Raw genomic sequence first — 7966 nt, forward strand, 5'->3', positions numbered from 1 at the left:
GGGCGAATAACGCCGCAGGCGTTATCCGCCGATTCGCCATTGCTTGGCGTTGCGCCGTGGGGCATCAGTCCTCGCGGCCCCTGACCCGTGCCAGTTGCTCCAGTCGCCCCAGGTAGTCGCGCGGGGTTTCGCCGAGCAGGCGGCGGAACATGCTGCTGAAGGCCCGCGTACTGCCGTAGCCGAGGTCGCGGGCGACCACCTGCACGCTGTCGCCGGCCAGCAGGCGCGGCAGGGCTTCGGTCAGGCGCAATTGCTGGCGCCACTCATGGAAGCTCATCTGCAATTCCTGGGCGAACAGCCGCGCCAGGGTGCGCGAGCTGGCGCCGACCCGCAGGCCCCAGTCATCGAGGGTCAGCCCCAGTTCCGGCTGTTTCAGCAATGCCTGGCAGATCGCCTGCAAGCGGCGGTCGCGGGGCATCGGCAGGTACAGCGGCATCCGTTCGAGGTTGGCGATCTCGCTGAGGATCAGCCCTTGCAGGCGCTGGCGGAAGTCGTCCAGGCGCGGCTGGCTCTCGAGGTGGATGGCGCGCAGGATCATTTCCCGCAGCAGCGGCGTCACCGCCAGTACGCAACAGTCGCTTAGCGGTGTCGGCGTTTCGGGTTGCTCGATGAACAGGGTGCGCATGTGCACCTCGCCGGACATGAATATCTCGTGCTCCACCCGGGGCGGAATCCATACCGCGCGGGTCGGCGGGATCACCCAGGCGCCGTGGTGGGTGGCCAGGCGCATCAGGCCGCGAGCGGCGTAGAGGAACTGCGCCTGCGGGTGGAAATGCCGCCCCAGGTGATGGCCGTCGGGGAAGTCGAGGGAGATGGCGGCCAGCAGGCCGTCCGGGCGGTGCTCGATCAGCATGTCCGTTTCGATGACCTCGCTGTCCTGTCTGCGCTTTTCGGTCAACCTATCATGCCCGGGTCATGACGCCCATTCCTCACCGACCATTCAGGCCGCACGCCATGAACCGACCTCGAACCGTTATCCGCTTCATCAACGCCGCGCATGTCATCGACCACATGTTCATGCTGATCTTCCCCGCCGCCGTGCTCGGCATGGCCGGCAGCTTCGACCTCGACTACGCCGGTCTGATCGGCCTGTCGCTGGGCGGTTTCATCGCCTTCGGCGCCTGTTCGCTGCCGGCCGGCTGGCTGGGCGATACCTGGAGCCGGCGGCGGATGATGCTGCTGTTCTTCTTCGGTATCGGCGCCGCCGCACTGCTCACCGGGCTGGCCGGCAGCGTACCGATGTTGGTGACCGGGCTGACCCTGATCGGGGTATTCGCCGCGATCTACCACCCGGTCGGCACCGCGATGCTGGTGGCACACGCGGAGAACCGCGGCCGCGAGATCGGCATCAACGGCATGTGGGGTAACCTCGGGGTCGCCTTCGCCGCGCTGCTTACCGGCTTTCTCACCGCGCACTTCGGTTGGCGTGCGGCGTTCATCCTGCCCGGCGGGGTGGCCATCCTGCTCGGCATCGGCTTTTTCTTCTGCGTGCGCGAGGAGCCATCGCCGCACCTGTCGGCCAAGGCCGCGGCGCGTGGCGAGGACAGCGAGGGCCTGTCGATGCGCCGGGTGTTCGGCGTGCTGGCGCTGGTCACCGCCACCGGCGGGGTGGTGTTCAACGCCAGCACCGTGACCTACCCGAAGCTGTTCCAGGAGCGCCTGAGCGACTTGCTGGCGTCGCCGCAGACCCTCGGCGTGGTGGTCAGCCTGGCCTATGCCTTCGGCGCGGTGGCGCAACTGATCATGGGGCGCCTGATCGATCGCCTGAACCTGAAGTTGCCGTTCGTCTTCCTCACCTTCTGCCAGGTGCCGCTGCTGCTGGCCCTGGCCTACGGCCACGGCAGCGCAGTGGTGCTGTTCGGCGCGCTGTTCATGTTCGCGGTGTTCGGCCAGGTGACGGTGAACGATGCGATGGTCGCCCACTTCGTCGCGCCGCAGTGGCAGGCGCGGGTCTTCGCCCTGCGCTATTTCCTGTCGTTCGGCGCCAGCGCGGCGGCGATCCCGATGATCGCCTACCTGGAACCACGGCAGGGGCTGCTGGGGTTGTACCTGGTACTGGCGGGCTTCGCCGCGCTGACCTTCGCCGCGGCGCTGGTGTTTCCGCGTCCGGCGCGCAGCGCCGCGGTGGGCACCTGAGGAAGAGGGCGCCCGGACAGCGCGAGCCGGCCGGGCGCCGATGGCTCAACGCCGTATCAGAGCAGTTCGAGCGCCACGGCGGTGGCTTCGCCGCCGCCGATGCACAGCGAGGCGACGCCGCGCTTGCCGCCTTTCTGGCGCAGGGCGTTGATCAGGGTGAGGATGATCCGCGAGCCGGTGGAACCGACCGGATGGCCCTGGGCGCAGGCGCCGCCATAGACATTGACCTTGGCATGATCGAGGCCGTGTTCGCGCATGGCGAGCATGGTGACCATGGCGAAGGCTTCGTTGATCTCGAACAGGTCGACGTCGTCCTTGCTCCAGCCGGTCCTGGCGAACAGGTTGGTCATCGCGCCGATCGGCGCCAGGGTGAACTCGCTCGGGTCCTGGCTCTGGGTGGCATGGCCGACGATTCGCGCCAGCGGCTTCAGGCCACGGCGCTGGGCTTCCTCGGCGGTCATCAGGACCAGCGCGGAGGCGCCGTCGGAGATCGAGCTGGCATTGGCGGCGGTGATGGTACCGTCCTTGCGGAACGCCGGCCTGAGGCTCGGGATCTTCTCCAGGTTGGCGGTCAGCGGTTGCTCGTCGTCCTTCACCACGCTCTCGCCCTTGCGGCTGGTGACGGTGACCGGGACGATTTCCGCCGCCAGCGAGCCATCGGCGATGGCGGCCTGGGCGCGCTTGAGCGATTCGATGGCATAGGCGTCCATCTCCTCGCGGGTCACGCCGTACTTGTCGGCGGTCTCCTGGGCGAACGAACCCATCAAACGGCCGGTACGGGCGTCCTCCAGGCCGTCGAGGAACATGTGGTCCTTGATCTCGCCGTGGCCCATGCGCAGGCCGCTGCGGGCTTTCTCCAGGACATAGGGCGCGTTGGACATGCTTTCCATGCCACCGGCGACCATCACCTGGTTGGTGCCAGCCTTGAGCAGGTCGTGGGCCAGCATCACCGCCTTCATCCCCGAGCCGCACAGCTTGTTGATGGTGGTGCAGCCGGTGGCGGCGGGCAGGCCGGCCGCCAGCGCGGCCTGGCGGGCCGGGCCCTGCTTCAGGCCGGCGGGCAGGACGCAACCCATGATCACTTCCTGTACGTCCTCGGCGGCGATGCCGGCGCGCTGCACCGCTTCGCGGATCGCGACGGCACCCAGGTCGACCGCGGAAACGCCGGCCAGGCTGCCCTGGAAGCCGCCCATGGGAGTACGGGCGCCGGCGACGATGACGATATCGGACATGGAACGTTACCTCTTGTTCTGGATAGGGTCTGAACGATTCAGTGGGCGGATTCTATCTTGTGACCGGGAGGCTCCGAAAGGTCACGGGGCAAATCACTCTTTTGACTGATGAACAAAGCCCGCCGACGGCTCTAGAGTCGGCCTCATCCTGACAACGAACCCGCTCCCAGGTGTACGCCCCATGCTGAAGACCCGTCTCATCCCGGCCGCCGCCGGCGCTTATCAGTATCCGTTGCTGATCAAGAGCCTGATGCTTTCCGGCCGTCGTTACGAAAAGAGTCATGAAATCGTCTACCGCGACCAGGTGCGCTACAGCTACGCCACCTTCAACGAGCGCGTCGCGCGCCTGGCCAACGTACTCAGCGAGGCCGGGGTGAAGGCCGGCGACACGGTGGCGGTGATGGACTGGGACAGCCATCGCTACCTGGAATGCATGTTCGCCATCCCGATGATCGGGGCGGTGCTGCATACCATCAACATCCGCCTCTCCCCGGAACAGATCCTCTACACCATGAACCACGCCGAGGATCGCTTCGTGCTGGTGAACAGCGAGTTCGTCCCGCTCTACCAGGCGATGGCGGGGCAGCTGGCCACGGTGGAGCGGACCATCCTGCTCACCGACGGCGCGGAGAAGAGCGCCGAACTGCCCGGCCTGGTCGGCGAATACGAGTCGCTGCTGGCCGCGGCCAGCCCGCGCTACGACTTCCCCGATTTCGACGAGAACTCCATCGCCACCACCTTCTACACCACCGGCACCACCGGCAATCCGAAAGGTGTGTATTTCAGCCACCGGCAACTGGTCCTGCACACTCTGGCGATGGCTTCGACCATCGGCAGCCTGGACAGCATCCGCCTGCTCGGTACCAGCGACGTGTACATGCCGATCACCCCGATGTTCCATGTCCACGCCTGGGGCACTCCGTACGTGGCGACCATGCTCGGGGTCAAGCAGGTCTATCCCGGGCGTTACGATCCGGAACTGCTGGTCGAACTGTGGAAGCGCGAGAAGGTCACCTTCTCCCACTGCGTGCCGACCATCCTGCAGATGGTGATGAACGCCAGGGCTGCCCAGGGCGTGGACTTCAAGGGCTGGAAGGTGATCATCGGCGGGAGCGCGCTGAACCGCTCGCTCTACGAGGCGGCCAAGGCGCGCGGCATCCAGCTGACCGCCGCCTACGGCATGTCGGAGACCTGTCCGCTGATTTCCTGCGCCTACCTCAACGACGAACTGCTGGCCGGAAGCGAGGACGAGCGCACCACCTACCGGATCAAGGCCGGTGTGCCGGTGCCGCTGGTGGATGCGGCGATCATGGACGAACAGGGCCGCTTCCTCCCGGCCGACGGCGAGTCCCAGGGCGAGCTGGTGTTGCGCTCGCCATGGCTGACCCAGGGGTATTTCCGCGAACCCGAGCGCGGCGAGGAGTTGTGGCGCGGCGGCTGGATGCACACCGGCGACGTGGCGACCCTGGACGGCATGGGCTTCATCGAGATCCGCGACCGCATCAAGGACGTGATCAAGACCGGCGGCGAGTGGCTGTCCTCCCTGGAGCTGGAAGACCTGATCAGCCGCCATCCGGCGGTACGCGAAGTGGCGGTGGTCGGGGTGCCCGATCCGCAATGGGGCGAGCGCCCGTTCGCCCTGCTGGTGGTGCGCGAGGGCCAGCAACTGGACGCCCGTGGCCTGAAGGAGCACCTCAAGCCTTTCGTCGAGCAGGGCAACATCAACAAGTGGGCGATCCCCTCGCAGATCGCGGTTGTTACCGATATTCCCAAGACCAGCGTCGGCAAGCTGGACAAGAAGCGCATCCGTATCGAGATCGCCCAGTGGCAGGAAGCCGGCAGCGCCTTCCTGTCGACCGTCTGACGGGGCTTTCCTACACCGCCGAAACGCCCGGAGGCCAAGCAAACGCTTGGTCTCCGCGTTTTCGCGACCGCCCGGTCATTCTCCATCCGCCGCAAAGGCGCGAGCCAGAGTGGTTGCGCCGCGCAAATCACACTTTCGAGGGATCAAGCGGCAGGCAGCGCTAGCTATAGTCCACGCACTCATAACAAAAAACACACATGGAGTAGCGTCGATGACAACCCGTAATCCGTTCTCGCGTCGGGCCCGGTTGCCGTTGGCCGTCAGCCTGGCTTCCTCGCTGGCGGCTCCGGCCTTTGGGGTGACCTTCAACATCGGGGAAATCGAAGGTTCCTTCGATTCGGCGTTGTCGGTCGGGGCCAGTTGGTCGACCGCCAAGCCGAACAAGAACCTGATCGGTGTGAACAACGGCGGCAAGGGACTTTCCCAGACCTCCGACGACAGCCACTTGAACTTCAAGCGTGGGGAAACGTTCTCGAAGGTCTTCAAGGGCATCCATGACCTCGAACTGAAGTACGGCGATACCGGTGTGTTCCTGCGCGGCAAGTACTGGTACGACTTCGAGCTGAAGGACGAGCACCGCGAGTTCAAGGACATCGACGACAGCGGCCGTAAGACCCTGGCCAAGTCCTCCGGAGCCGAACTGCTCGACGCCTTCATCTACCACAACTATGCCATCGGCGACCTGCCGGGCAGCGTGCGCCTGGGCAAGCAGGTGGTGAACTGGGGCGAGAGCACCTTCATCCAGAACGGCATCAGCGCCATCAACCCGATCGACGTCACCGCCTTCCGCCGGCCCGGCTCGGAGATCAAGGAAGGCCTGATCCCGGTGAACATGTTCTACCTGTCGCAGAACCTCACCGACAACCTGTCCGCCGAAGGCTTCTACCAGATCGAGTGGGACCAGACGGTGGTCGACAACTGTGGCACCTTCTTCTCCCAGCCGGACGTGGTGGCCGATGGCTGCGACCAGAACCTGGCGGTGCTGACCAACAACAAGGCGTCCATCAACCTGCTCAACAACGTGCTCGCCGGGGCTGGCCTGAGCGTTACCCCGTCGCCCTGGGACGAGGGCATCCTGGTCCGCCGCGGGCCGGACCGCGACGCTCGCGACAGCGGCCAGTACGGCTTCGCCCTGCGCTACTTCGCCGACGAACTGAACACCGAGTTCGGCGCCTACTACATGAACTACCACAGCCGCCTGCCGATCTTCAGCGGCCAGGGCGCCTCGGCCAGCACCATGGCGGCGATCAACGACCTCGCCACCCGCCTCGCCGCGATCAACCCGGCACTGGCCGCACAGGCCGCGGCGGCGGCCACCGCCGGCAACTCCAGCTACTTCATCGAGTACCCGGAGGATATCCGCATGTTCGGCCTGAGCTTCTCCACCACGTTGCCCAACGGCACCGCGTGGAGCGGCGAAGTCAGCTACCGGCCCAACGCGCCGGTGCAGTTGAACACCACCGACATCCTCTTCGCCGGCCTCGACCCGGTGAGCATCGGCGGCAACCGCCCCTACGACAACGCCTCGGTGCTGAACGGCCAGGCCGGGCAGGACCTGCACGGCTATCGGCGCAAGGAGATCACCCAACTGCAGACCACCCTGACGCACTTCTTCGACCAGGTGATGGGCGCCGAGCGCCTGACCCTGGTGGGCGAGATCGGCTGGACCCACGTCGGCGGCCTGGAAAGCACCTCCAAGGCACGCTACGGGCGTGACCCGGTCTTCGGACCGGGGCCGCTGCCGGGGACCATCTCCGGCCTGGCCAGCTGCCAGGCGCTGAACGTCAGCACGCTGGGCACCGCCGAAGCGAACAACGTCAGCCGCTACTGCGAGAACGATGGCTATACCACCTCGGATGCCTGGGGTTATCGCGCCCGTGCGATCTGGGACTACAACGACGTGTTCATGGGCGTGAACCTCAAGCCCAGCGTGGCCTGGTCGCACGACGTCGATGGCTATTCGCCCGGCCCCGGCGCCAACTTCGAGGAAGGCCGCAAGGCGGTCAGCCTGGGGGTGGACGCGGAGTACCAGAACACCTACACCGCGAGCCTCTCCTACACCAACTTCTTCGACGGCAAGTACACCACCGTGGACGATCGCGACTTCGTCGCGCTCAGCTTCGGCATGAACTTCTGATGTACGCCGGCCCGGTGCGAACCGGGCCGGCGAGCAGGACTTAACGAGGACGACGAGCGAATGAAAACAACGAAGATTCTTCTGCATACCGGTGTACTGGCCCTGAGCCTGCTGGCCACCCAGGTGATGGCGGCGGTATCCGCCGACGAAGCGGCCAAGCTCGGCACCAGCCTGACTCCGTTGGGGGCGGAGAAGGCCGGCAACGCCGACGGCAGCATCCCCGCCTGGGACGGCGGCCTGGCGACCAACGCCGGCAGCGTCGACAGCCGTGGCTTCCTCGCCAACCCCTATGCCAGCGAGCAACCGCTGTTCACCATCACCGCGCAGAACGTCGACCAGTACAAGGACAAGCTGACTCCCGGCCAACTGGCCATGTTCAAGCGCTACCCGGATACCTACAAGATCCCGGTATACAAGACCCACCGCAGCGCCACCGTCCCGGCGGCGGTGCAGGAGGCGGCCAAGCGCAACGCCACCACCACCAAGCTGGTGGAAGGCGGCAACGGCCTGGAGAACTTCGATACCGCCAACCCGTTCCCGATCCCGCAGAACGGCCTGGAGGTGATCTGGAACCACATCACCCGCTACCGCGGCGGC

Annotated in this window: 6 protein-coding genes; 4 read left to right on the forward strand and 2 right to left on the reverse strand. The window is 66.1% G+C overall.

Annotated elements, in window-relative coordinates:
* Nucleotides 1-64: 64 nt before the first annotated feature.
* On the reverse strand, nucleotides 65-853 hold the full coding sequence (locus HMPREF3014_RS15835) for an AraC family transcriptional regulator (RefSeq protein WP_004345774.1): 789 nt from the start codon (nucleotides 851-853) through the stop codon (nucleotides 65-67).
* A 101-nt stretch (nucleotides 854-954) separates the two neighbouring features.
* On the opposite strand from HMPREF3014_RS15835, the gene HMPREF3014_RS15840 reads away from it, so the two are divergent.
* Entirely contained in the window at nucleotides 955-2136 is a 1182-nt protein-coding gene (locus HMPREF3014_RS15840) for an MFS transporter (protein WP_003093049.1), read from the forward strand.
* Nucleotides 2137-2192: 56 nt separating this feature from the next.
* Here HMPREF3014_RS15840 and HMPREF3014_RS15845 read toward each other — a convergent pair whose 3' ends face one another.
* Nucleotides 2193-3368: an acetyl-CoA C-acyltransferase gene (locus HMPREF3014_RS15845; RefSeq protein ID WP_003103022.1), complete on the reverse strand. Its 1176-nt coding sequence runs from the start codon at nucleotides 3366-3368 to the stop codon at nucleotides 2193-2195.
* A gap of 181 nt (nucleotides 3369-3549) precedes the next feature.
* Between HMPREF3014_RS15845 and HMPREF3014_RS15850 the strand changes: the two genes are divergently transcribed.
* The 3 genes from HMPREF3014_RS15850 to HMPREF3014_RS15860 form a co-directional block, all read left to right on the forward strand.
* A complete protein-coding gene (locus HMPREF3014_RS15850) occupies nucleotides 3550-5232 on the forward strand; it encodes a fatty acid--CoA ligase (RefSeq protein ID WP_016852487.1) in 1683 nt (560 codons plus the stop codon).
* Nucleotides 5233-5443: 211 nt separating this feature from the next.
* Nucleotides 5444-7369 carry a DUF1302 domain-containing protein gene (locus HMPREF3014_RS15855; protein WP_003093045.1) on the forward strand — a complete coding sequence of 642 codons (1926 nt, stop codon included), beginning with the start codon at nucleotides 5444-5446 and terminating at the stop codon, nucleotides 7367-7369.
* Between the two features lie 60 nt (nucleotides 7370-7429).
* Nucleotides 7430-7966: DUF1329 domain-containing protein (locus HMPREF3014_RS15860; RefSeq protein WP_141765725.1), on the forward strand; the 537-nt coding region annotated here is incomplete at its 3' end.

The sequence above is a fragment of the Pseudomonas sp. HMSC065H01 genome (assembly GCF_001815235.1).
Taxonomy (GTDB): Bacteria; Pseudomonadota; Gammaproteobacteria; order Pseudomonadales; family Pseudomonadaceae; genus Pseudomonas; species Pseudomonas aeruginosa.